Source organism: Corynebacterium timonense (assembly GCF_900105305.1).
GTDB lineage: Bacteria > Actinomycetota > Actinomycetes > Mycobacteriales > Mycobacteriaceae > Corynebacterium > Corynebacterium timonense.
Genome location: NZ_LT629765.1, coordinates 2,279,910 through 2,301,880, shown reverse-complemented (window position 1 = coordinate 2,301,880; position 21,971 = coordinate 2,279,910). Strand labels below are relative to the sequence as shown.

Here is a 21,971-nt window from a genome sequence, read left to right as displayed (position 1 = left end):
TCTGGTTACGAGTGGGCACGCGCAGGCCGCCTTTTACTAACGACGCCCGCAGCAACGCCCAGGAGAATCAACACAAGGCCCGCCGCCGACACCCCCACCTGAGGCAGGAACACCAACAGCCCACCCACCAGCAGCAACGCGCGGGTGAACAGGCCGATCCGGGCCTCCACGAACTGCAGGTAGCCCGTGAAGCAGGAGCCGAGGGCGAACACGCTGACGACGGAGGTGACAAAGGCGAACGCGATCTGCTGGCCCGGCGCCTGCGCCACCAGACCGGGGTTGAGCACGAAGGCGAAGGGGACGATGTATTTCACCGCGCCGAACTTCATCGCCTCGATGCTCGTCCCCATCGCGCTGGCGCCCGAAATGCCCGACGCCGCGATCGCCGCAAGGCCCACCGGCGGGGTGATGTAGGAGACCGAGGCCCAGTAGATGACGAAGAGGTGCGCGGCGATCGGGTTGACGCCCAGCGCCGTCAGGGCGGGCACCATCACGATGGCCAGGAACACGTAAGCCGCGGAGATGGTTAGCCCCATGCCCAGCACGAAGCAGGCCAGCGCGCCGACGATCAGGATGAACAGCACGTTTTCCCCGGCGATGGCCACCAGGTCCCGCGAGAGCGAGAGGGAAACGCCGGTGGCGGACAGCCCGCCGAGGATCAGCCCGACGCCGGCGATGATGCCGATGATCTGCCCGATCGTCTTTCCGGCCTCCAGCAGCAGGTCGGAGAGCTCCCTCACGCCGAACGTCACGCTGGGCAGCACGATGGCGATGACGAGCAGCAGGCCGACCACCCAGAACGGCACCTGCGCCTCGCTCGGGGCGAACAGCAGCGCCGCCGTCAACGCCACAAGCGCCAGGATGTAGGGCCACCCGTGCGCGAGGGTGGGCAGGGTGCGCGGCAGCTGCGCCTTGTCTATGCCCTTCAGGCCGCGCGCCGCCGCGTAGCCGTCCACCTGCAGGTAGATGCCCAAAAAGTAGAGGAAGGCCGGGATCGAGGCCGCGATGAGGATCTCCGTGTAGGGCACGCCCACGAACGAGACCATGAGGAACGCCGCGGTGCCCATAATCGGGGGAGTGATCGACCCGCCGGAGGAGGCCGTCGCCTCGACGGCGCCGGCCGTCTTCGGGCTAAAGCCCGCCTTGATCATCGTGGGGATGGTCATCGGGCCCGTGGTGAGCACGTTCGACACCGCCGAACCCGACATCATGCCCATCGCGGCGGAGCTGGTCACCGACACCTTCGCCGAACCGCCGCGGAAGTGGCCGAACAGCGAGGTGGCAAGGTCGTTGAAGAAGGCCGCGCCGCCCGTGTGCTGCAGCACGACACCGAACAGGAGGAAGCCCACCAAGATATTCGCCGCCGTCTGCAGCGGCAGGCCCAGGATGGACTCGCCGCCCATCGCGTGCATCGACGCCAGGGTGAGGAAGTCGTACTGGATGCCCTGCAGGAAGCCCACCGGGATCGCCCCCGCGACCAGCGGGTAGAGCGACACCACGAGCGCAAGGAGCGCCACGATCCACCCGGCGGCCCGGCGCAGAATCTCCAGCACCAGCGCCCAGTAGACGACGCTGATCGCCTGCGCCAGGGGCGGCGGCACCATGGACCAGCCGAAGTAGGAGATATCCGGCCCGTGCAGCGCGAGCCAGATGCTGCTGGCCATGAACACCGCGATACAGAGGATGTCGTAGGCCGGCACGCCCCGGCGCGCCCCGTCCCCCGCGCGCAGGGGGCTGACGATGAGGACGATCGGGGCGAAGGCCGCCAGCACGAGGTAAAGGAACGAGTTGGTGGGGATGGACAGGCCGAACAGGTTCCAGAAGTAGACCTGGTTCATCGTGATCACGATTCCCACGACGGTGAGCACGCCGATGACAATGCGCCACGGGGTGGTCAGCCGCGGGTTGGTGTCCTTCGTCGCCTGCTCGGGGGAGGCGGGGGCAGGTGTGGGTAGCGTTGCCGTCGTCATGGTGCCCTCCTCCTACGCGGCCGCGGATGGGTCGTCGGCCGGCGGCAGCGCCGGCAGGTTGTCCTTCTTCCACGCGCGCCACGCCGCGGCCAGCGAGTTCGGCCCCTGCCGGTCCGGGTAGGCGCGGTGGTTGTCCCGCCAAAACCCCGGCCAGGCCTGCGCCATCGCCTGCTCGCGGTCGAGCAGCGCATCGTGGCGGCGCTGCAGGCTGTCGTTCCAGCGGCCCTCCTCGCGCAGGAAACGGATCGCGCCGTCGTGGAAGGGGATGACCATGGGCACCACGAGGGTCCGGTCGGTGGCGAAGTTCTTGATGTCGGGCGTCATCCCGCGCAGCGTGTCGAAGTTGTCGTGCATGGACCTCAGCACCGAGTACACCTCGTCGGCCGGGCGGTCCGACAGCGTGCTCAGCGGGATGGAATACTGCAGGTTCGTAATCGGCTCGCCCTTGTGGCCCACCGCATCGAGGGTCGTGCCCGGGGTGACCATGGGGGCAAGGTCCTCCCACGTGGCATATTGTTCCGGGGCGCCGCCTCCGAGGGGAAGCCAGTGGATCGGGTCGGTGGTGTTGAGCTCCTCGATCGTCGCGCCGACCACGTTGTTGTAGGCGGCGTCGAGGTGTCCCGCCTTCACCGCGCCGATCTGCTCGGAGTAGGCGATGTCGACCAATTCGACGTCGTCAGGCGTCAGGCCCCCGAAGTTCAAGATGGCCTCGAGCTTGCAGTTAATGGAGGTGGAGGCGATGAGCCGCGGGTAGCGCTTGCCGCGCAGGTCGGCGACCGTCTCGATGCCCGAGCGCTGCAGCGTGAACACCCCGTAGTTGCCCGGCGGGTTCCACACGCCGCGCACCGGCTGCGGGCCCCACGTCTCCGAGGCGTACTCGTCGTCGCCCTCGAAGGCGTAGTAGGTCTCGTCGCCGGCGCGGGCGTAGTCCGCCACCCGCGAGATCAGCGGTGCCACGCGCGCGATGCCGGTATCGCCCGTCATGAGCCGCACGCGCGTGCCCGACTCGGCCGTGATGATGTTCGCGATCGCCGCGACGTCGTTGTACGTGCCGGTGCCCGCGTTGAACGTCACCCACACCATCTGGCCGTCCGCCCCCTGGGCGGGCCCGCCGCAGGCGGACAGGAGCCCGCCCACGCCAAGAAGCGCGGAGCCCTTGAGAAACGCTCGGCGGCCGAAGGTGCTCATACATCCCCGTTCGTGCTGGTGGGTTGCCTACATCACATTGGGGATTAGTTTTACCAGAAAACTATGTTCTGCGTCACAGAGTCGGTGATTAATACCCTTTCCGGTAAGCCGCACCGGATGCCGCGCAACAATCAGCGTCGCGGCGTCGCCGCGATCCACTCCAGGATGTCCGCGCGGTCCTCGTCCAGCTCCGGCGCCGACTTGGTGTAGCGCACCCCGCCGGAGCTCAACTCCAGCGGGTTCGCCACGTACGGCACCTCGTCCGTGCCCTCCCGGTTAGGCAGGCGCACGACCGGCTCCAGCCCGAGCTCCTCCGCGAAGCCCACCGCCTCACGCACCGACAGGATCGGCGCGGCCGGCAGGCCCCGCGCGCGGAACACCTCGATCCACTCGTCCGCGGTCCTCTCCGCCAGACGCTCGTTGAGCAGCGGCCTCAGGTCCTCGCGGTTCGCATTCCGCTTCTCGACGCTCCCAAAGCGCTCCTCCTCCGCGAGGTGGGGCGCCCCGAGGGCGTCGACAAGCGTAGCGAACTGCTTGTCGTTGCCCACACAGATGACCACGTCGCGGTCCTTCGCGGGGAACGGCCCGTACGGAAAGATCGACGTGTGGTCGTTGCCCGTGCGCGGCAGCGGCGCCTCCGAGGCGACGGCCGCGGAGGAGATATTGACCATCGACGACAGCGCCGCCGACAGCAAATTCGTGCTGATGAGCTCCCCGCCGCCCTTCTTCTCTCGGCGCAGCAGCGACGAGAGGATCCCGACCGCCGTGTGCAAACCGGTGAACACATCAAACACCGCGTATCCCGCCTTCTGCGGCTGCCCCTCCGGATCCCCCGTCACCGACATGAAACCGCTCGCCGCCTGAATGAGCATGTCGTAGCCCGGCAGCTGCGCCCCCTCGCGCTCACCGAAGCCGGTGATCTTCGCGTGGATGATGTCCGGCCAGCGCCGCGCCACCGACTCCGAATCCAGCCCGAACTTGTCCAGGCTGCCGACGCGGAAGTTGTCGATCAGCACGTCAGCACGGTCAATAATGTCGTAGGCCGTCTGCAGGTCCTCCGGGTCCTTCAGATCCAGCGCGATCGAGTTCTTGTTGCGGTTGACCGAGAGGTAGTACGTGCCCACCTCCCCGCGCTTCGGCGGGACCCACCGGCGCGTATCGTCACCGGCGGGGCTTTCCACCTTGATCACGGTCGCACCCAGATCCGCCAGAATCATCGTCGCGTACGGGCCAGCGAGGACGCGGGAGAAGTCCGCGACGACAATCCCCTCGAGCGGGCCGCCGTCCGGTTGCTGCAGTGCCATTCGGGCTCCTTGTCGTGTATTCACGGTCGGTGACTCAGGTGCCGCCAGTGTAGCCACGGGGGTGTGGTCGTGCCGGATGTCGAGGTTGTTGGGGTGTCGCGTTGGGGTGGTGTGCGTTGACGTCGACCACGGTCGACGTCAAGGTTGATGCGGGTACAAAACTCCAGGTCGCCGCGGGGGCCAGCACGCTGACGTCGACCACGGTCGACCTCAACGCCGATGCGGGTACAAAACTCCAGGTCGCCGCGGGGGCAAACACGTTGAGGTCGACCACAGTCGACCTCAACGAAAACGGCCGAGCAAAACCCCAGGTCGCCGCCGAGCCCACCACACTGACGTCGACCACAGTCGACCTCAAGGAAAACAGCCGAGCAAAACCCCAGGTCGCCACCGAGCCCAACACGCTGACGTCGACCACAGTCGACCTCAACACCAACCCGCGCACACAACCCCAGGTCGACCAGACCAGGTGCGCCCTAGTACCCGCTCGACCCGCCCGAGCCCGAGAACCCGGAGCTGAACGAGGAGTTCGTCGCGGACGACGAGGGCGCCTGCTCCGCGGCGACGTTGGAGGAGTGCCAGTCGGCGAGCACGACGTAGGGCACGTAGCTGGGGTAGTAGTAGTTCTCCTGGTACACGCGCGGGCGCTCGAGCTCGTTGTGTTCCTTGACGTCGCTGAACTGGCGGGTGCGCACGAGGTCGAGGACGAGCTGGTAGTCGCCGAGGACGCGGACGAAGCGGTCCATGTAGTCGGGCGCCTCGGGGTTCTGGTCGAGCCAGTTGATGCGCTCTTCCAGGTCGCGCAGGCGGGCCTTGAGTTCCTTGTCTTTGACTTCGGTGGCGGCGCGCATGACGTCTTCGCGGAGGTTGGTCAGGTCGGAGCGGCGGGCGGCGGCGTTGCCGTTTTCGACCTCGAACAGCCGGTTGATGTTCTTCTCGGCGGTGGTGGTGTGGCGGACGGTGCGGGCGGCCTCGGCAAGCTTGTCGCGGTTGGCCAGCACCTCTTTGTCGTCGTCCATGTTGATGTCGCCGATGCCGCCGGCGCCGGAGACGCTGTCGTGCATGCGCAGGAATCGCTGCTGCACCTCGGCCCAGTCTTTGCGCAGCTCCTCGTTGGCGAACTCGGAGGTCAGGGAGTTGGCGCGGATATCCACCGCGTCGAGGCGCTGCGCCAGCTGCGCGTACTCGCGGGTCACCAGGTCGTAGTCCTCGCGGCCTTGGGCAATTGCTTTACGACGCCTCCGGTTCGCCACCACCACACCACCGCCGACGCCGGCGACGGCCGCGCCGGCACCGACGCCGCTCAACGCGGCGCGCGTGCCGCGGTCGCTTTCCGCGTCGCTGACCGCGGATTCGGCGATCGCCTCGGCGTCGGTGGCGGTGCGGGCGCCCGCGAACATCGCGGCGGGGATGTTGTTGTCGCGCATGCCGGGCTTCATCGCGTCGTTGACCTCTTCGAGGCGCTCGCCCGGGCGGAGCCGGAGCTGGTCGGCGACGTCCTCGCCCCCAAAGGCGAAAACGGCTCGCTGATCGGTGCCGGCGCCAAGGATGAGAACCCCGTCAGCAAAGTAGTCCTCACCGATCGCCTCTGGGTGGTTGGCGCGGAAGAACTCCTCGACAGAATCGTTGACGTTGTCGTGCGTGGTGGCCAGCAGCAGGTAGTAGAGGGTGGTGACGGTGTCGGGGGCGTCGAGACGCTCGACGTCGCTGCGGAGGCGGGCCTCCTCGTCGGGGGTGAGGATGTCGTCCGGGTCGTCGACGACGACCTGCGGGGCGCCGGCGGTGGTGACGGCCACCTGGTCGGGGGAGGGGATGTCAACGGTGGTAGCCGCAAAGCCGCCCGCCCCGATTCCGGCGGCTGCGGCGAGGGCGGCGACGAGCGCGATCTGTTTTCCGAAGTCCATAGTTCGCAATTCTAAGCTTTTAGAAGGGCTCCGCAATCGCCCGCGCGATGATGACCCGCTGCGGCCCGAACTTCTCGGTGATGCGGTCCTCGACGTCGCGAAGTGTGTCCGGCGTGAGCAGCCACCCGGCCCACGCCTCCTTGGCGGGGGAGAAGACTCTGTCGCCGCGGCCGATGATGTTGAGCGTGGCGTCGCGAATCCACAGCGGCCCGACGAGGTCCGGCGTGTCCAGTGCCTCGACGGGCGCGATCTCCTCCTCGAAGGCTACCGCGCGGCAGCTCTCGAGCAGCTGCGTGAACAGCTCCTGCACCTCCTCCTCGGCGCCCTCGGCGCTGAGGTAAACGACGGTGATGAGCTGGAGCGCGTCGCCGGGGTCGACCGGGTCGCGCGTGGTGATCCCGCTGAGGCCGCCGATCGTGGAGGGGAAGCGCGCGGCGCTGAAAGGGTCGTCGAGGAAGAAAGAGTCGATGACGTCGTCGCGGTCGACGCCGGTGAAATCGACGAGCGCGTTGGCCTCGTACAGCTGCATCTGCTCCGGCGCGGCGAGGTTGCCGTAGGCGGCCTCGGTGCGCAGGTCCCACAGCGAGTAGGGCTCGTCGATCGGGTGCGGGCCGGGAGACAGCGCGTGAACGAGGGCGGGGGAGTCGTGCACCCGGCGCGCGTAGCGCTCGTAGGCCTCCCCGGCATCGTCGGGGTGGGCCAGGAATAGGGTGGTGACAATCTCCGCGCTCATAGGTCAAGGATACGACCGCCGGAAAATCCCATGTTTCACGTGAAACATGGCCCCTTATACTTGACGCATCTTGTCCCCGCCGATGGAGGAAACATGGCAACAGTAACTTTTGACCAGGCCACCCGCGTGTACCCCAGCGCGAGCGGGCCGAGCGTCGATAAGCTTTCGCTCGAGCTTGCCGACGGCGAGTTCCTCGTCCTCGTCGGACCCTCAGGCTCCGGGAAGTCCACCGCGCTGCGTATGCTCGCCGGCCTGGAGGAGACGACTGAAGGGCGCATTCTTATCGACGGCCGCGACGTCACCGGCCTGGAGCCCCGCGAGCGCGACATCGCCATGGTGTTCCAGAACTACGCGCTCTACCCGCACATGTCCGTGCGCGAGAACATGGGCTTCGCGCTGCGCCTGGCCGGGATGGACAAGGAGGAGATCAACCGGCGCGTCGAAGAGGCCGCCCGCACCCTCGACCTCAGCGACTACCTCGACCGCAAGCCGAAGGCCCTCTCCGGCGGGCAGCGCCAGCGCGTGGCCATGGGGCGCGCCATCGTCCGCGAGCCGCAGGTCTTCCTCATGGACGAGCCGCTGTCCAACCTCGACGCCAAGCTGCGCGTGCAAACCCGCACGCAGATCGCCGCGTTGCAGCGCCGCATGGGCGTGACCACCCTTTACGTCACCCACGACCAGACCGAGGCGCTGACCATGGGCGACCGCATCGCCGTGCTCAACTTCGGTGTGCTGCAGCAGGTGGGTACCCCGCGCGAGCTCTACGACCACCCCCGCAACGTCTTCGTCGCCGGCTTCATCGGCTCCCCCGCCATGAACCTCGCGCGCTTTACCGTGAGCGGCGGCGTGGCACGGCTCGGGGCGGCGGAGATCCCGGTGGAGCTTCCCGAGGGTGAGGTGATCCTCGGCGTCCGGCCGGAGGCGCTGCGGGTGACCCAGGAGACCTCCACAGGCATCCCGCTCGAGGTTGAGTTCGTCGAGGAGCTCGGCTCTGATTCCTATCTCTACTGCGCCCTGGCGGGCGGGGGCTGGACGTCGGAGGGCAGCGCCGAAGGCTCCACCGGCCACATCGTCGTGCGTACGGGGCCGCGCGCCGGCTACGGCCGGGGCGACGCGCTGCGCGTGCAGGTCGCCGAGGGGGGCCTGCACGCCTTCGACGCGCGCACGGGGGAGCGGCTGTAGGGGTTAGGCCGCGGGGGCGTCGCCAAGCTGCTTGTTCTTGAGCTCGTGGCCCTGGATGTTGCCGGCCGCGAAGCGGTTGACCACCATCGCGATGGCGCCGTCGCCGGTGACGTTCGCGGCGGTGCCGAAAGAGTCGACGACGATGTAGGCCGCGATCATGAGCGAGACCATCGACTCGTCAAAGCCGAGGTTCGCCTGCAGCAAGCCGACCGCCGCCATGATCGCGCCGCCCGGCACGCCGGGGGCCGCGATCATCATGATGCCCAGCAGCAGGATGAAGCCCAGGACCTGGCCGGCGCCGATGGGCAGCGCGGACATCGAAACAATCGCCAGGGCGTACAGGGTGATCTTCATCATCGAGCCGGACAGGTGGATCGTCGCGCACAGCGGCACGACGAAGCCGGCGACGTTCTCGTCCACCTTGTTCTTCAGGGTCGAAGCGTAGGTGACCGGGATCGTCGCCGCCGACGAGGAGGTGCCCAGCGCGGTGAAGTAGGCGGGCAGCATGTTCTTCAGCGCGGTGAAGGGGTTGCGTCCCGCGACCGCGCCCGCGATGACGTACTGCAGCAGCACGATGACGATCGTCATCACGATGGACAGCACGAGCACGATGCCGAAGGCGGACATCGTCGAGCCGAGGGCGTCGTTCATGCCCAGGTTGAGGAAGGTGCCGAAGATGAACACCGGCAGCAGCGGGATGACAAAGACGGTGACCGCCTTCATCACGACGGACTCGAGCTCGCTGAAGAACGAGTACATCGTGTTCGAGCGCACCGCGGTCATCCCCAGGCCCACGACGAAGGCGAGCAGCAGACCCGCCATGACCTCGAAGGGCGCGGGCATTTCGACGGTGAAGTAGGCGCTCAGGCCGCCGTCCTCCGGGTTGTCCACGTCAGTGACAAGCTCGTGGCCGGCCAGCAGGGTGGGGTAGAGGCCTGCGGCCACACCCCAGGCGATCAGACCGGAGATGATCGTCGAGCCGTACGCGATGCCCGCGGTGATACCTAGCCATTTGCCCGCGCCTCGCCCCAAACCGGCGATGGCCGGGGTGATGAGCGCGAAGATGAGGACGGGGACGAAGAAGCTGAGGAAGTTGGAGAACAGGCCGTTGAACGTGACAAAGACGCGGGCCAGCCAGACGGGGAAGAAGAGGCTGCAGAGGGCGCCGAGGATGATGGCCACAACCACCCAGAACAGCAGCGACTTCAGTAGTTTCGATCTCATATGGAGCCTTTTCACGCGGCCTTCGATGCAGGCCACAGGTAGGGGACAGGTGACCCTTAACCTATACGTCAGTGCGCCGCGTCGGGCCTAATCAGCGACCTTTTTTAGCCGCTACCCCCGCCCACTACACTTGGCCGCATGACTGTAGTGAACCTGCTTGTCGGCGCCGTCACGCTTCTCGCCGCCCTCGTCCTTATCGTCCTCGGCGCTGTCGCCGCCGCAGGGAAGCTGCCCGGAAACCCGTGGTTCGGGCTGCGGGTCGCCGAGGTGCGCAGGGACCGCGCCACGTGGGACCACGCGCACAAGGCCGCCGGACCCGTGTGGATCTTTGGCGGGGTCGCGCTCGCCTTTGGCGCGGCCTTCGCCTTTATCGCCTCGGGCTGGCTCTGGGTCGCGCCCGTCGTGCTCATCGTCATCGCCGTCATCGCCTATTCCGTCGGTGGCAACGTCGGCGCCCGCGCCGCTGCCTTCGCCAGTGCCGCCTCAGAGAACGCCGCCTCAGAAAATGGCGCGGACGAGGTGGACATCGACGCCCTGCGCCGCGCCGCCGGCCGGGCGGACGAGGGGCGCTAGCCCAATGTTTCACGTGAAACATTGCCGCTTCGCTTGCGCGGTGGCCCCCGGCGCGATACCCTCTCCTTTGTGACTTCAGCAACATTCTCCGCGGCCGCTGCCTTCGGGCAGTGGTGGTGGCGCGCATAGACGGCGTGCCACCCACCTAGTCACCCTTTCGGCCCGCCAGCTTGGACAACCAAGCACCGCGGGTCCTTTTTGTTCCCAGTACCCCGGTGCGGATCACGACACATCAGTCACGACACACAAGGACGTACGCATGAGGAACCCCCCACCCGCGACGGCGCGCACCGAGGTGCGCTACCACGCCGACGCCTCGAGCCTCTTCGCCCACATCGGCGGGACGCACGCCGACGGCGCGGTGCTGTTAGAGTCCGCCGACATCACCACCCGCTCCGGGCTACAGTCAGTGGCGGTTCTCAAGGCCTCGCTCCGCGTCACGTGCAACGACGACCTCGTCTGCGTCGAGCCGCTCACCCCCTCCGGCGAGGTGATCGCCGCCAACCTCGCCCACCGCCTGAGCGAGCACGCTGTGGGGGAGAACACCTACCGCTTTCCCGCCTCCGCCGCGGCCGACGAGCGCGAGCGCCTCGTCGCCCCCTCGAGCGCCGACGTACTGCGCGCCCTGACCACGCGCGCCGGATACCTCGAAGGCGACTTCCCCTTCCTCGCCGGGGGCATGGCCTTCGACTACCTGGCCACCTTTGAAACGCTGCCGGAGGTTGGCGAGTCCGCGAACACCTACCCCGACTACCAGTTCGTGCTTGCGGAGACCCTCCTGCGCATCGACCACCGCTCCGGCACCGCCTACCTCGCCGGCATCACCCTCGACGGAACGCCCCCGACCTCGACGGTCTCGCCGCCCGCATCAACGCCGCCGAGCCCACCACGCCTCCGGCGCCGGCGACCACAACTACGCTGACGGTCACGGCGGATGTCCCGGATGAACGGTTCCGGCGGGGCGTCGACACGCTCAAGGAAAACATCGACAACGGCGACATCTACCAGGTCGTGCCCGCGCGGACCTTCACCGCCGAGTGCCCCGACGCCTTCGCCGCCTACCAGCGGCTCCGCGAGATGAACCCCTCGCCGTACATGTTCTACCTGCGCGGGTTGGGGCGCGACGGCCGCCCCTTCGAGTTGTTCGGCGCCTCGCCCGAATCGAACCTGAAGTTCGACGCCGCAACGCGCGAGGTGCAGCTGTACCCCATCGCGGGCACGCGCCCGCGCGGGCTGAACCCCGACGGCACCGTCAACCACGAACTGGACACGCGCATGGAGCTGCAGCTGCGTACCGACGCCAAAGAGGTCGCCGAGCACACCATGCTCGTGGACCTCGCCCGCAACGACATGGCGCGCGTGGCCGAACCGGGCACCCGTCGCGTGGCGGAGCTGCTCCAGGTCGACCGCTACTCGCGCGTGATGCACCTGGTCTCCCGCGTCACCGCCACCCTGCACCGCGACCTCGACGCGCTCGACGCCTACCGCGCCTGCATGAACATGGGCACGCTCACGGGCGCGCCGAAGCTGCGCGCCACCGAGCTCATCCGCGAGCTCGAGGGGGTGCGGCGCGGCTCCTATGGCGGGGCCGTCGGCTACCTGCGGGGCACGGGCGACATGGACAACTGCATCGTCATCCGCTCCGCCTTCGTCGCCGAGGGCCGCGCCGCCGTCCAGGCCGGGGCGGGCGTGGTGCGCGACTCCAACCCCCAGGCCGAGGCCGACGAGACGCTGCACAAGGCCTACGCCGTGTTAAGCGCCATCGCCGCCGCGGCCGGCGCGCAGCTGGAGGTGACCCGATGAGCGAGCGCATCGTCCTCGTGGACAACCAGGACTCCTTCGTCTACAACCTCGTCGATTCGCTGGCCGCCTACAACACCACCGTCTACCGCAACACCGTGACCGCCGCCGAGATCATGCGCGCCGAGCCCGCGTTGATCATCCTCTCGCCGGGGCCCGGGTACCCGGCGCAGGCGGGCAACATGATGGAGCTCATCGCGCTGGCGCAGGGCCGGGTGCCCATCCTCGGCGTGTGCCTCGGTTACCAGGCGCTCGTCGAGCACCACGGGGGGCGGGTGCGGCCGTGCGGGGCGGTGCACGGGGCGTCGATAGGCATGGAGCTTAACGACGCCGGCCTGGCCAGCCCACTCTTCCGCGGCCTGACGGTCGACGACGTGCCCGGCCGGGCCGGGCGCAGCGTGCCCGTGGCGCGCTACCACTCCCTCGGCGCCACCGAGGTGCCGCCCGGAATGCGCGCGCTGGCCCACACCGACACATCGATTGGCCCGGTGGTCATGGCCGCCGAAACCGACGACGGCATGTCCATCGGGCTGCAATTCCACCCCGAATCCATCCTCACCCCCGGCGGGCCCGTGATCCTGGACCGCTGCGTGGCAGAACTTATGAAGAAAGGCACGACATAATGGCGAGCGACAAGGCACTGGAGGTGCTTCGGCGCTTCCTGGACAACCCCGCGCCCACCCTCGACGAGGCCATCGAGGCCTTCACCCCGCTCACCGTGGGCGACTACGACGACGTCCACATCGCCGCTCTGTTGGCCACGGTGCGCACCCGCGGCGAGACCTTCGCCGACATCGCCGGGGCGGCGCGGGCCTTCCTGCGGGCCGGGCGCCCGTTCCCGGTGACGGGGGAGGGGATCATGGACTCCGCCGGCACCGGCGGCGACGGCGCAAACACCATCAACATCACCACGGCGGCCTCGCTCGTCGCGGCCGCCGGCGGGGTGAGGATGGTCAAGTGCGGCAACCGCTCCGTGTCCTCGAAGTCGGGCTCTGCGGACGTGCTCGAGGCCCTGAACATCCCCCTCGACCTCGACCCGGAGCGCGCGGTGCGCCAGTTCGAGTCCTCCAACTTCACCTTCCTCTTCGCCCCGGCCTACAACCCGGCGATCGCCCACGTGCAGCCAGTGCGCAAGTCGCTCGGCGTGCCCACCATCTTCAACACCCTCGGGCCTCTGCTTTCGCCCGGACGCCCGGAGTTTCAAATTATGGGCATTGCCAACCCTCGGTTGGGCCAATTAATAGCAGAGACCATGAAGGAGCTCGGGCGCGGCCGCGCCCTCGTGGTCCACGGCGCCGGCACCGACGAAATCGCGCTGCACGGGGAGACGCTCGTGTGGGAACTCACCCGGGACGGCGCGATCGAGCAGTACACCGTCACGCCCGAGGACCTCGGCCTGCCACGCTACACCCTGGGGCAGCTCGCCGGCGGCGACGGCCCCGCCAACGCCGCCGCGATGCGCGCGACCTTCGGGGGGAGGGCCCGGACGCGCACCGCGACGCGATCGCCGCCTCCGCGGGCGCGATGTTCTACCTCTACGGCGCGGCCGACACACTGGCCGCCGGGGCGGCCCGCGCGCTCGAGCTCATCTCCGGCGGCGCGGTGCAAAAGTGGCTCGAGACGCACGAGGAGGCCGATTACAGTGCCTAACATGCCCACGGTCCTGGAGGGTATCGTCCAGGCGCGTTACCGTCACCTTGACGAAATTAAACGGCGCATTGCCCACGTCGACCCGGCGACGCTGCCGCGCTCCGAGCGCTCCCTGTACGGCAATCTCGCCCGCCCTGGGGCGCAGTACATCATGGAGTGCAAGGCGGCCTCGCCCTCCCTCGGCGTCATCCGCGCGCACTACGAGCCGGGGGAGATCGCCGCGACCTACTCGCGCTACGCCGCAGGCATCTCGGTGCTCTGCGAGCCCGAGCGCTTCGGCGGGGACTACGACCACCTGGCCACCGTCGCCGCCACGACGCACCTGCCCGTGCTGTGCAAGGACTTCATCGTCGACTCGGTGCAGGTCCACGCCGCGCGCTACTTCGGGGCTGACGCCATCCTGCTCATGCTCAGCGTCCTCGATGACGCGACCTACGGCGAGCTCGCGGGCGAGGCGAAGCGCCTGGGCATGGACGTGCTGACGGAAGTGATCGACGAGGAGGAAGCCCGCCGCGCCGAGCGCCTGGGCGCGCGGATCGTGGGCATTAACCACCGAAACCTCCACGACCTCTCCATCGACCTTGAGCGCTCCGCGCGCCTCGCGCCGCTCGTCGCCGAGGGGACGCTGGTGGTCTCGGAGTCCGGGATCCGCGACGCCGAGACCGTGCGCCGCCTCGGCGGGCACTCCGACGGCTTCCTCGTCGGCTCGCAGCTCACGGGCCAGCCCGACGTAGATCTCGCGGCGCGCTCTCTCGTCTACGGCGCCAATAAGGTCTGCGGGTTGACCACCTGGAGTGCCGCCCAGGCCGCCCGCGCCGCCGGCGCCGTGTACGGCGGGCTCGTGTTCGAGGAGTCCTCGCCGCGCAATGTTTCACGTGAAACATCGGCGGACATTATCGCGCACGAGCCGAACCTGCGCTACGTCGCGGTCTCCCGCCGCACCACCGGGTGGGACGAGCTGGTGCAGGACGGCGTGGTCGCCGCACAGGTCCACGCCCCCTACCAGGGTTCGATCGAGGCGGAGGTCGACCTCGTGCGCCGCGTGCGCGCCGAGGTAGGGGAGGGGACCGAGGTGTGGCGCGCCGTCTCCATGACGGAACCCGAGGGGGCGCAAGTGGCCACGGCGCTGCTTGGCGACGTCGATAAGCTTGTGCTCGACGCGCACGACGGCGGCTCCGGCGAGGCCTTTGACTGGGCCGAGGTGCCCGAGGAGGTCAAGGACTCCGCGCTCCTCGCCGGCGGGATCGGGCCCGCAAACGCCGAGGCGGCGCTGCGCGTCGGGTGCGCGGGGCTGGACCTCAATTCCGGCGTGGAGTACCCCGGCCAGCCCGGGCGCAAGGACGCCGCCGCAATCCGCGCGGCCTTTCAGACGATACGAAACTTCCACTACTAAAGAGGCACAACCATGATTGATAACGCGCACGGCGGGCGGACCATCTTGCCCGCGTACTACGGCGAATTCGGCGGGCAGTACGTCCCCGAGTCGCTCCTTCCCGCCCTCGACCAGCTGGAGCGGGCGTTCGTCGAGGCCTGGGAGGACCCCGAGTTCCTCACCGAGTACCGCGCGCTGTTGCGCGACTACCTCGGCCGGCCCACCCCGCTCACCGAGTGCCGCAACCTGCCGCTCGGCGACAGCCCCGCGCGGATCTTCCTCAAACGCGAAGACCTCGTCCACGGCGGCGCGCACAAAACGAACCAGGTGATCGGCCAGGCGCTGCTGGCCAAGCAGATGGGCAAGACGCGCATCATCGCCGAGACCGGGGCCGGCCAGCACGGCACCGCGACCACCCTGGCCTGCGCGCTGCTCGGGCTGGAGTGCGTCATCTACATGGGCACCACCGACATGGCCCGCCAGGAGCCCAACGTCTTCCGCATGCGTCTCATGGGCGCCGAGGTCGTCGGCGTCGACTCCGGCTCCGGCACGCTCAAGGACGCCGTCAACGAGGCGCTGCGCGACTGGACGGCCACCTTCCACGAGTCCCACTACCTGCTCGGCACCGCGGCGGGGCCGCACCCCTTCCCGAAGATAGTCAAGGAGTTCCACCGCGTGATCTCTACGGAGGCGCGCGCCCAGGTCCTCGCCCGAACCGGGGCCCTGCCCGACGCCGTCGTCGCCTGCGTCGGCGGCGGCTCCAACGCCATCGGCATGTTCGCCGACTTTATCGACGACGAGGGCGTCGAACTCATCGGCACCGAGCCGGGTGGCGAGGGCGTGGGCAAAGGCAAGCACGGCGCCGCCATCGCCGCGGGCACCGTCGGCATCCTGCACGGGACGCGCTCTTACCTCATGCGCAACAGTGACGGGCAGGTCGAGGAGTCCTACTCCATCTCCGCCGGCCTGGACTACCCGGCGGTCGGCCCCGAGCACGCCCACCTGGCAGCGACCGGACGAGCGCGGTACGTACCCGTCACCGACGAAGACGCGCTGCGCGCGTTCCAGCTGCTGTCCACCTACGAAGGCATCATCCCGGCGCTCGAGTCCTCACACGCACTGGCCTACGCGCTCCAGCGGGCCGAACAGGCCACCGAGCCCGAGACCATTGTGGTCTCGCTGTCTGGGCGCGGCGACAAGGACGTCGAACACGTGCGCGCCACCCTCGAGCAGCACCCCGACTGGGTCATCGACACCACCACGCGCGGAAAGGACACCTAGACATGTCGCGCTACGCAACCACGTTTGCCGCGCTCGCGGAGAAGGGCGAGGGCGCCTTCGTGCCCTTCCTCATGCTCGGCGACCCCACCCCGGAGGCCGCCCTCGAGATCGTCCGCACGGTCGTCGAGGCGGGTGCCGACGCCCTCGAGCTCGGCGTCTCCTTCTCCGACCCGGTCGCGGACGGGCCGACGATCCAGAAGGCCCACATCCGCGCGCTGCGCAACGGAGGAGGGGTCAACGCGGCGCTCGAGCAGGTCCGCGCGATCCGCGCCGAATTCCCCGACCTGCCGATCGGCATGCTCGTCTACGCCAACGTCGCGTTCACCCGCGGCCTCGATAACTTCTACCGGGAGTTCGCCGAGGCGGGGGCGGACAGCATGTTGCTTCCCGACGTCCCCGTGCGCGAGTCCGGCCCCTTCAGCGCCGCGGCCGCCGCCCACGGCATCGACCCGATCTACATCGCCCCGGCCAAGGCCTCGTCCGCCACGCTCGAGGGGGTGGCGGCGCAATCGCGCGGCTACATCTACGCCATCTCCCGCGACGGCGTGACCGGCACCGAGCGCGCCTCCTCCGTCGAAGGGCTCGCCGAGGTCGTCGACAACGTTGCCCGCTACGGCGGGGCGCCGGTGTTGCTCGGCTTCGGCATCTCCCGACCCGAGCACGTGCGGGCGGCGATCCAGGCCGGGGCGGCGGGCGCGATTACGGGCTCGGCGATCGCCGCGCTCATCGAGGCCCACTCCGACCTCGGGGAGCTGAAAGAGGCGTTGCGCACATTCGTGTCGGAGATGAAGAGCGCGACGCGCTGAGGCACTACTATCAGTCACCATGACCTGCTCCCGCCGCCTCTTTCTCCTCGGTACCGCGTCCACCTTCGCCGGAGCCTTCCTCGCCGCCTGCGGCCGGGATCCCTCCGAGGATGTAGCGAAGACCGAGGTTCCGGTCGGCAGCGCCGTGATCCTCAACCGAGTCATCATCGCCCAGCCGACCGAGGGCCAGTTCGTCGCCTACTCCGCGAGCTGCCCCCACCAGTTCCAGAAAATCACCCAGGTCCAGGGCGACACGGTGCGCTGCACCGCCCACGGCTCGGTGTTCAACATCGCCGACGGGGAGGTGCTCGCCGGCCCCGCGCTGCGCGGGCTGCGCGCGATTGACCTCGCCGAGGAGGGGGACCGCCTCGTGGCCACCGACCCAGAAGCGTAGGCCCAGAAGCGTAGGCCCAGAGGCGTAAGCCCAGACGGGCACTGACGCGCGGCGGCTTCGTACACTAGTGCCCATGCGCGTACCTTCTTTCCTGAAAGATCCCCTGATCCAGGGGATCCTCGTCGCCACCGTGCTCGCGGTGCTCCTTCCCGCCCGCGGCACCTTCGCCGAGGTCGTCGACGTGGCCACCACAGTGGCCATCGCCCTCCTGTTCTTCCTCTACGGCGCCCGGCTGTCCACGCGCGAGGCCGTGCGCGGCCTAACCCATTGGAAGCTGCACCTCCTCATCCTTGGTTGCACCTTCCTCGTCTACCCGCTCGTCGGGCTCGCGCTGCGGCCCACCACGGCGTTCATCTCGGACCCCCTTTACCAGGGCATCCTCTACGCCATGCTTGTGCCCTCGACGGTGCAGTCCTCGGTCGCGCTCACGGGCATCGCGCGCGGTAACGTCTCCGGCGCGGTGGTCGCCGCGAGCCTGTCCAGCATGGTGGGCGTCGTCGTCACCCCGCTCCTCGTCATGCTGCTCATGGGGGCGGGCGAGGGAATCCACGTCGACGCCACCGTCTTCCTCAACATCGGGCTCCAGCTGCTGCTGCCCTTCGTCCTGGGGCAAATCGCCCACAACGTCGTTCCGCGTGCGGGCGAGGTTGCGGGGGCGAAGGCCACGAAGCTCGTCGACCGCGGCTCCATCTGGATGGTCGTCTACGCCGCCTTCTCCCAGGGCGTCGTCTCCGGAGTGTGGAGCGAGGTCCGGGTGTGGGAGATCCTCCTGCTCGTCGCCGTCGCCTTCCTCCTCGTCTACGCCATGCTCTGGCTCACCAAGGCAGTGTCGAACGCCCTGCGCTTCTCCTACGAGGACCGCGTGGCCATCCAGATGTGCGGCACGCAGAAGTCGCTGGCCGCGGGCCTACCGATGGCCAGCGTCATTTTCGGCGGGGCGGCGCTGGGCATCCTCATCGTGCCGCTCATGCTCTACCACCTCGTGCAGCTCATCATCTGCTCCGCGACGGCGGCGCGCTACGCTCGAGAAGCGTAACCCCCGCCCCGCGTCTAGGAGATGTTTCACGTGAAACACTACGTTCGGATCCTCTACGAGGTGCCCGACCTCGGTGCCCAGCTGCTCAATATCGCCGAGCTCGAGGAGCTTTCACCCACCCAGTGCACCATGGTGCGGATGATCGAGCTCGACCCTGCCGAGACGATCACCGGCGCCTACGCCGAGGGTCGCGTCCACGGCCAGGCCAACGAGCCGGCGGACGTCGTCCCCCACCCAAACACATACGCCGCCTTCGAGGGGATCACCGCCACGCCCCTGAGCGCCGAGGAGTTCGAGGGGCTGTGGGCGGAAGCGAGGGCGAAGTTCCCGAACCTCTAGAACACCGTACTCAGAACACAAGGTTCACCAGGACCATGTAAAACACCGTCCCGGCGACCACAGACAGCGCGGCGGAGCGCCGCCATGCGTGGACCCCGAGGGTCACCGCGACCGCGAGGAGGCCGGCGGCGATGCCCCCGGGCAGTGCTGAGGCGTCGAGAAGCGTGTACACGACGAGGACCGTCATGACGCCGACGGGCATGTACACGCCGAGGAACTCGGTGAGCGGGCTGCCCTTGAACAGGCGCAGGAAGGGGAAGGGGAGTGCTCGCAGCAGCAGCGTGACCAGCCCGACGGGGATGAGCACGGCCGCGACCGCGGCGAGGGAGACGCCCACGGGCAGACCCATCTACCGCACCTCCCACCGCAGAGCCGAGTCCACGCGCGGCACCCAGAAGCGCACGAGCAGGAGCACGAAGTAGGCGCTCAGCGCGACCATGAGCACGTTCGCGGGGGAGAACACGGCGCACGCCACGGCGAAGCCGCCCGCGAGAAGAACAGGGGAGAGGTCGCGCGAGGCGAGGAAGGCCTCGTAGGCCAGCACGACGAACAACGCGGTCAGGGCGAAGCCGAGGCCCTCCAGATCCTCGGGCAGGGCACGCCCGGTCACCGCGCCGGCCGTGCTCGACGCGACCCAGATCGCCTGGCACATGATCTGGGTGGTGAGGAGCCACGTGCCCGAGCGGGCCGTTTTCACCGACGCGATGGCGTAGGCCTCATCGATGAGAGCGTACGTGGAATAGGCCCGGCCCAGCCGAGAGCGGATGAGGTGGCGCGGGAACGTCAGGCCGTAGAAGATGTGCCGGAAGTTCACCATGAACCCCGTGACCAGGGCCGAAAGCGGCCCCACGCCGGAGAGGATCATGTTGAGGGCGAGGAACTCCATCGACCCCGCGTAGATCACCGTGGAGAAAACCGGGGCCCACCACCAGGCAAAACCCGCCTGCGTGATGAGGAGCCCGAGGGCAAGGCCGAGCGGGATGAGGCCGAACGCGACGGGCCACGCGTCCTTGATGCCCTCGCGAATCTCGCGCCCGCGCGGGGCTCCGGCCGGGGTCGACACCGCGGGCCCCCTCAACTGTCCTGGATGTCGGCGGGGAAGGTGGAAAACAGCGGCAGCGGCATCGCTTGCCGGCGCATCACGTCACCCCACAGGTCGACCGCCGCGGGCGCTACCACGTCGGAGGGAAGCGCGGGCGCGACGAACCAGTCGCCGCGCTCGATCTCCCCGTCGAGCTGGCCGGGCTCCCATTGCGCGGTGCCCACGAAGATGCGCACCCCTTCGAGGGCGTCCTCCACCTCGAGCGGGTGGGCGTGCAGGTCAAGGTGCACCAGCCGGTTGGCCAGGCGCGTGAACTGCGGGTAGTCCTCAATAGCCACGCCGTTCTTGGTCACGCCAACGGCCACGCCCGCCTGGGGGCGCACCGGCCCGCCGATGTAGAGCGCCCGCGGCGCCGCCGTCAGCGACTCCCACTCGGGCAGAACGTTCTGCACCGCCACCTCGCTGCGCCGGTTAAGCACCACACCGAGAGTGCCGACGGCGGAGTGGCCGAGGACCAGGACGACCGTGCGCGCGAAGGCGTCGGACAGCATGCCGGGCGCGGCGACGAGCAGCGAGCCCGCCTCGGGCTCGCTGCGCTCGAGGGCGTTAAACAACCGGTCGGCGTAAAAGTACTCAGCCATTCTCGGCCTCCCACCACTTCTTCAGCTCGGCGACGGCCTCGTCGTGCTCGAGCTCCCCGCGCTCCAGGCGCAGCTCCTTCATGTGCTTCCAGGCACGGCCCACGGCGGGGCCCGGCTCGAGGTCGAGGATGCGCATGATCTCGTTGCCGTCGAGGTCCGGGCGCACCCGGGCGAGGTCCTCCTTGGCGGCGAGCTCGGCGATGCGCTCCTCCAGGTTGTCGTAGGCGCGCTGCAGGCGGCGGGCCTTCTTTGGGTTGCGCGTGGTGCAGTCCGCGCGCACCAGCTTGTTCAGCCGCGGCAGCAGCTCGCCGGCGTCGGTGACGTAGCGGCGCACCGCCGAGTCCGTCCACTGGCCCTCGCCGAAGCCGTGGAAGCGCATGTGCAGGTACACGAGCTGGCCGACGTCCTCGATGACGTGCTTCGGGTACTTGAGCGCGCGCATGCGCTTGCGCGTCATCTTCGCGCCCACGACCTCGTGGTGGTGGAAGCTCACGCCGCCGCCCTCTTTGACCGCGCGGGTGTCCGGCTTGCCGATGTCGTGAAGCAGAGCCGCCCAGCGCAGCTTGAGGTCCGGGCCCTCGTCTTCGAGCTCGGTGGCCTGGCGCAGCACCGTCAGCGAGTGCCGGTAGACGTCCTTGTGCTGCATGTGCTCGTCCATCTCCAGGCGCAGCGCGGGCACCTCGGGCAGGACGATCTCGGCGAGTCCCGTCTCCACCAGCAGGTCGATGCCCTCCCAGGGGCGCGCGCCGAGCATGAGCTTGTCCAGCTCGGCCTGGACGCGCTCGGCGGTGATACGCCCGATCTCCTCGGCCATGCCCTCCATCGCGGCGCGCACCCTGTCGGCCACGGTGAAGCCGAGCTGGGAGACGAAGCGGGCCGCGCGCAACATCCGCAGCGGGTCGTCGCGGAACGAGACCTCGGGCTTCTGCGGGGTATCCAGGCGGCGGCGCAACACGTCCTCGACGCCCCCGACCGGGTCGTGGAAGCGCGGGGCAAGGGCGCCGCCGTCGAGCGCGAGCTCGATGGCCATGGCGTTGCACGCGAAGTCGCGGCGCACAAGGTCGCCCTCCAGCGTGTCGCCGAAGGTGACCTCGGGGTTGCGCGTCACGCCGTCGTACAGGTCGGAGCGGAAGGTGGTGATCTCCACCTGCTGGCCCGTGCGCACCGCCGAGACGGTGCCGAACTCGATGCCGGTGTCCCACACCTTCTCGCCCCACGCCTCGAGCACCTCGCGGATCACCTCGGGCCGGGCGGAAGTGGTGAAGTCGAGGTCGTGGCCGAGCCGGCCGAGCATCGCGTCGCGCACGGGCCCGCCCACGAGGTAGAGGGACTCGCCCTTCTCGGCGAAGCGGGCCGCCAGGGGTTCCAGCACGTCAGCAAGCTTCTCGACGGCCCGTTGCGCCCGCGCCAGCAACGCCTCGCGCGCGAGGGGGTCGGCCGGGTCGGGGAGGTCGAACACGGGTGCGTAGTTGTCTGGCGTTGTCACCCACACCACCTTACCCGGCCACAACGCGCCTCCTCCCAGCCCTGCT

General features: G+C 68.8%; 19 protein-coding genes and 2 pseudogenes. 11 read left to right on the top strand and 10 right to left on the bottom strand.

The genetic code is table 11. The annotated features are described in order from the left end of the window. Nucleotides 1–5 precede the first annotated feature (5 nt). The 5 genes from BLT81_RS10970 to BLT81_RS10950 form a co-directional block, all read right to left on the bottom strand. Nucleotides 6–1,970 carry a TRAP transporter permease gene (locus BLT81_RS10970; RefSeq protein WP_019193543.1) on the bottom strand — a complete coding sequence of 655 codons (1,965 nt, stop codon included), beginning with the start codon at nt 1,968–1,970 and terminating at the stop codon, nt 6–8. A gap of 12 nt (nt 1,971–1,982) precedes the next feature. Further along, entirely contained in the window at nt 1,983–3,158 is a 1,176-nt protein-coding gene (locus tag BLT81_RS10965; RefSeq protein WP_019193544.1) for a TAXI family TRAP transporter solute-binding subunit, read from the bottom strand. A 131-nt stretch (nt 3,159–3,289) separates the two neighbouring features. Continuing rightward, the gene (locus BLT81_RS10960) at nt 3,290–4,462 is read right to left on the bottom strand and encodes a CaiB/BaiF CoA transferase family protein (RefSeq protein WP_019193545.1); all 1,173 of its coding nucleotides are present in this window, start codon (nt 4,460–4,462) and stop codon (nt 3,290–3,292) included. 476 nt (nt 4,463–4,938) lie between these two features. Then, nucleotides 4,939–6,366, bottom strand: coding sequence for a DUF5129 domain-containing protein (locus BLT81_RS10955; protein WP_019193546.1), 1,428 nt, complete (start codon nt 6,364–6,366; stop codon nt 4,939–4,941). 19 nt (nt 6,367–6,385) lie between these two features. Then, on the bottom strand, nt 6,386–7,099 hold the full coding sequence (locus tag BLT81_RS10950; RefSeq protein WP_019193547.1) for a hypothetical protein: 714 nt from the start codon (nt 7,097–7,099) through the stop codon (nt 6,386–6,388). Between the two features lie 93 nt (nt 7,100–7,192). Between BLT81_RS10950 and BLT81_RS10945 the strand changes: the two genes are divergently transcribed. Beyond that, nucleotides 7,193–8,281, top strand: a complete 1,089-nt coding sequence (locus tag BLT81_RS10945; RefSeq protein WP_019193548.1) for an ABC transporter ATP-binding protein — start codon at nt 7,193–7,195, stop codon at nt 8,279–8,281. A gap of 3 nt (nt 8,282–8,284) precedes the next feature. Here the strand turns inward: BLT81_RS10945 and BLT81_RS10940 are convergent, their stop codons facing one another. Then, on the bottom strand, nt 8,285–9,505 hold the full coding sequence (locus BLT81_RS10940) for a dicarboxylate/amino acid:cation symporter (RefSeq protein ID WP_019193549.1): 1,221 nt from the start codon (nt 9,503–9,505) through the stop codon (nt 8,285–8,287). Between the two features lie 138 nt (nt 9,506–9,643). Between BLT81_RS10940 and BLT81_RS10935 the strand changes: the two genes are divergently transcribed. The 10 genes and pseudogenes from BLT81_RS10935 to BLT81_RS10890 all read left to right on the top strand — a co-directional run bounded on the left by BLT81_RS10935 (nt 9,644) and on the right by BLT81_RS10890 (nt 18,756). Beyond that, nucleotides 9,644–10,078, top strand: coding sequence for an SdpI family protein (locus tag BLT81_RS10935; RefSeq protein WP_040420966.1), 435 nt, complete (start codon nt 9,644–9,646; stop codon nt 10,076–10,078). Nucleotides 10,079–10,337: 259 nt separating this feature from the next. Continuing rightward, nucleotides 10,338–11,881, top strand: a pseudogene (locus BLT81_RS10930) (anthranilate synthase component 1). Further along, nucleotides 11,878–12,501 carry a glutamine amidotransferase-related protein gene (locus BLT81_RS10925; protein ID WP_019193552.1) on the top strand — a complete coding sequence of 208 codons (624 nt, stop codon included), beginning with the start codon at nt 11,878–11,880 and terminating at the stop codon, nt 12,499–12,501. The pseudogene BLT81_RS10930 and the gene BLT81_RS10925 overlap by 4 nt, the downstream one beginning before the upstream one ends. Beyond that, a pseudogene (gene trpD / locus BLT81_RS10920) lies at nt 12,501–13,528 on the top strand (anthranilate phosphoribosyltransferase). The gene BLT81_RS10925 and the pseudogene trpD overlap by 1 nt, the downstream one beginning before the upstream one ends. Further along, entirely contained in the window at nt 13,515–14,921 is a 1,407-nt protein-coding gene (gene trpCF / locus BLT81_RS10915; protein WP_040421079.1) for a bifunctional indole-3-glycerol-phosphate synthase TrpC/phosphoribosylanthranilate isomerase TrpF, read from the top strand. Before trpD ends, trpCF begins: the two are co-directional and overlap by 14 nt. 12 nt (nt 14,922–14,933) lie before the next feature. After that, nucleotides 14,934–16,181, top strand: a complete 1,248-nt coding sequence (gene trpB / locus BLT81_RS10910) for a tryptophan synthase subunit beta (protein ID WP_019193554.1) — start codon at nt 14,934–14,936, stop codon at nt 16,179–16,181. A gap of 2 nt (nt 16,182–16,183) precedes the next feature. After that, nucleotides 16,184–16,987, top strand: coding sequence for a tryptophan synthase subunit alpha (gene trpA, locus BLT81_RS10905; protein WP_019193555.1), 804 nt, complete (start codon nt 16,184–16,186; stop codon nt 16,985–16,987). 19 nt (nt 16,988–17,006) lie between these two features. Beyond that, nucleotides 17,007–17,381, top strand: a complete 375-nt coding sequence (locus BLT81_RS10900; protein ID WP_019193556.1) for a Rieske (2Fe-2S) protein — start codon at nt 17,007–17,009, stop codon at nt 17,379–17,381. A gap of 73 nt (nt 17,382–17,454) precedes the next feature. Continuing rightward, complete coding sequence (locus tag BLT81_RS10895; protein WP_019193557.1) at nt 17,455–18,417, top strand: bile acid:sodium symporter family protein; 963 nt, start codon at nt 17,455–17,457, stop codon at nt 18,415–18,417. Nucleotides 18,418–18,438: 21 nt separating this feature from the next. Further along, complete coding sequence (locus BLT81_RS10890) at nt 18,439–18,756, top strand: hypothetical protein (protein WP_019193558.1); 318 nt, start codon at nt 18,439–18,441, stop codon at nt 18,754–18,756. A gap of 10 nt (nt 18,757–18,766) precedes the next feature. Here the strand turns inward: BLT81_RS10890 and BLT81_RS10885 are convergent, their stop codons facing one another. From BLT81_RS10885 to BLT81_RS10870, 4 genes are read right to left on the bottom strand one after another with little or no spacing between them, the layout of a single operon-like run. Further along, nucleotides 18,767–19,105, bottom strand: coding sequence for a branched-chain amino acid transporter permease (locus BLT81_RS10885; RefSeq protein ID WP_019193559.1), 339 nt, complete (start codon nt 19,103–19,105; stop codon nt 18,767–18,769). Then, nucleotides 19,106–19,819, bottom strand: coding sequence for an AzlC family ABC transporter permease (locus BLT81_RS10880; RefSeq protein WP_019193560.1), 714 nt, complete (start codon nt 19,817–19,819; stop codon nt 19,106–19,108). Nucleotides 19,820–19,830: 11 nt separating this feature from the next. After that, complete coding sequence (locus BLT81_RS10875; protein WP_019193561.1) at nt 19,831–20,439, bottom strand: YqgE/AlgH family protein; 609 nt, start codon at nt 20,437–20,439, stop codon at nt 19,831–19,833. After that, on the bottom strand, nt 20,432–21,898 hold the full coding sequence (locus BLT81_RS10870; RefSeq protein WP_051011445.1) for a CCA tRNA nucleotidyltransferase: 1,467 nt from the start codon (nt 21,896–21,898) through the stop codon (nt 20,432–20,434). The genes BLT81_RS10875 and BLT81_RS10870 overlap by 8 nt, the downstream gene beginning before the upstream one ends. Nucleotides 21,899–21,971 lie beyond the last annotated feature (73 nt).

What these genes read in the sequence shown, in the direction of transcription:
- BLT81_RS10960 (WP_019193545.1), bottom strand. Translation starts at nt 4,462, where the DNA reads ATGGCACTGCAGCAACCGGACGGCGGCCCGCTCGAGGGGATTGTCGTC.
- BLT81_RS10885 (WP_019193559.1), bottom strand. Translation starts at nt 19,105, where the DNA reads ATGGGTCTGCCCGTGGGCGTCTCCCTCGCCGCGGTCGCGGCCGTGCTC.
- BLT81_RS10875 (WP_019193561.1), bottom strand. Translation starts at nt 20,439, where the DNA reads ATGGCTGAGTACTTTTACGCCGACCGGTTGTTTAACGCCCTCGAGCGC.
- trpA (WP_019193555.1), top strand. Translation starts at nt 16,184, where the DNA reads ATGTCGCGCTACGCAACCACGTTTGCCGCGCTCGCGGAGAAGGGCGAG.
- BLT81_RS10940 (WP_019193549.1), bottom strand. Translation starts at nt 9,505, where the DNA reads ATGAGATCGAAACTACTGAAGTCGCTGCTGTTCTGGGTGGTTGTGGCC.
- BLT81_RS10925 (WP_019193552.1), top strand. Translation starts at nt 11,878, where the DNA reads ATGAGCGAGCGCATCGTCCTCGTGGACAACCAGGACTCCTTCGTCTAC.
- trpB (WP_019193554.1), top strand. Translation starts at nt 14,934, where the DNA reads ATGATTGATAACGCGCACGGCGGGCGGACCATCTTGCCCGCGTACTAC.
- BLT81_RS10895 (WP_019193557.1), top strand. Translation starts at nt 17,455, where the DNA reads ATGCGCGTACCTTCTTTCCTGAAAGATCCCCTGATCCAGGGGATCCTC.
- BLT81_RS10955 (WP_019193546.1), bottom strand. Translation starts at nt 6,366, where the DNA reads ATGGACTTCGGAAAACAGATCGCGCTCGTCGCCGCCCTCGCCGCAGCC.
- BLT81_RS10970 (WP_019193543.1), bottom strand. Translation starts at nt 1,970, where the DNA reads ATGACGACGGCAACGCTACCCACACCTGCCCCCGCCTCCCCCGAGCAG.
- BLT81_RS10890 (WP_019193558.1), top strand. Translation starts at nt 18,439, where the DNA reads ATGTTTCACGTGAAACACTACGTTCGGATCCTCTACGAGGTGCCCGAC.
- BLT81_RS10900 (WP_019193556.1), top strand. Translation starts at nt 17,007, where the DNA reads ATGACCTGCTCCCGCCGCCTCTTTCTCCTCGGTACCGCGTCCACCTTC.
- BLT81_RS10935 (WP_040420966.1), top strand. Translation starts at nt 9,644, where the DNA reads ATGACTGTAGTGAACCTGCTTGTCGGCGCCGTCACGCTTCTCGCCGCC.
- BLT81_RS10945 (WP_019193548.1), top strand. Translation starts at nt 7,193, where the DNA reads ATGGCAACAGTAACTTTTGACCAGGCCACCCGCGTGTACCCCAGCGCG.
- BLT81_RS10950 (WP_019193547.1), bottom strand. Translation starts at nt 7,099, where the DNA reads ATGAGCGCGGAGATTGTCACCACCCTATTCCTGGCCCACCCCGACGAT.
- BLT81_RS10965 (WP_019193544.1), bottom strand. Translation starts at nt 3,158, where the DNA reads ATGAGCACCTTCGGCCGCCGAGCGTTTCTCAAGGGCTCCGCGCTTCTT.